This is a genomic window from Vibrio sp. 1641 (assembly GCF_033339995.1).
GTDB lineage: Bacteria > Pseudomonadota > Gammaproteobacteria > Enterobacterales > Vibrionaceae > Vibrio > Vibrio alginolyticus.
In genome coordinates this window covers 1-592 of sequence record NZ_JAWOVP010000344.1, presented here as the reverse complement: position 1 = coordinate 592, position 592 = coordinate 1, and the positions used below count along the sequence as shown (strand labels likewise).

General features: G+C 45.3%; 1 protein-coding gene. It reads left to right on the top strand.

Annotated elements, in window-relative coordinates; all coding sequences use genetic code 11:
- Positions 1 to 78: 78 nt before the first annotated feature.
- Positions 79 to 592, top strand: a 514-nt coding sequence (locus tag R7Z47_RS25900; protein ID WP_318130903.1) for an alpha-ketoglutarate-dependent dioxygenase AlkB family protein, incomplete at its 3' end; no start/stop codon positions are given.

Genomic DNA, 592 nt, shown 5'->3' with positions numbered 1-592 from the left:
ATTATCTACAAGAATAACCAATAGCCTTTGCAAAGGTAATAATTATCTGAAATTTTTATGGTTTAAATAGGCAACGGGATGCAAGGACAAGGCGATTTATTTGAAAGTACGGATTGGCAAGAGGTACGCCAAGGTAAGCTCTTTTATCAGCCAAACTTTCTTTCTCAGCAAGAAGCGGATACGTACTTTTCAACGCTTATGAGTACCTTACCTTGGCAACAAGAACGCATAACCATTTTCGGGAAATCGGTACTTCAACCTCGTTTGCAGACTTGGCATGGCGATGCGCCTTACACCTATTCGGGTTTAACCATGGCACCTCACCCTTGGACGTCTGAGCTTTTATCACTCAAGGCTCGCTGTGAAAGCCTTGCCAACACCCCGTTCAACTCTGTATTGGCGAATCTGTATCGCGACGGTCAGGATTCGATGGGATGGCACCAAGATAATGAACCAGAGCTGGGCAGAAATCCGGTGATCGCCTCGTTGAACTTAGGTGATACGCGCCGATTTGTGCTACGAAATTTACATTGTAAAACTCAAATAGAATATGAGCTCGGCCACGGCGCATTATTGATCATGGCTGGGGAGC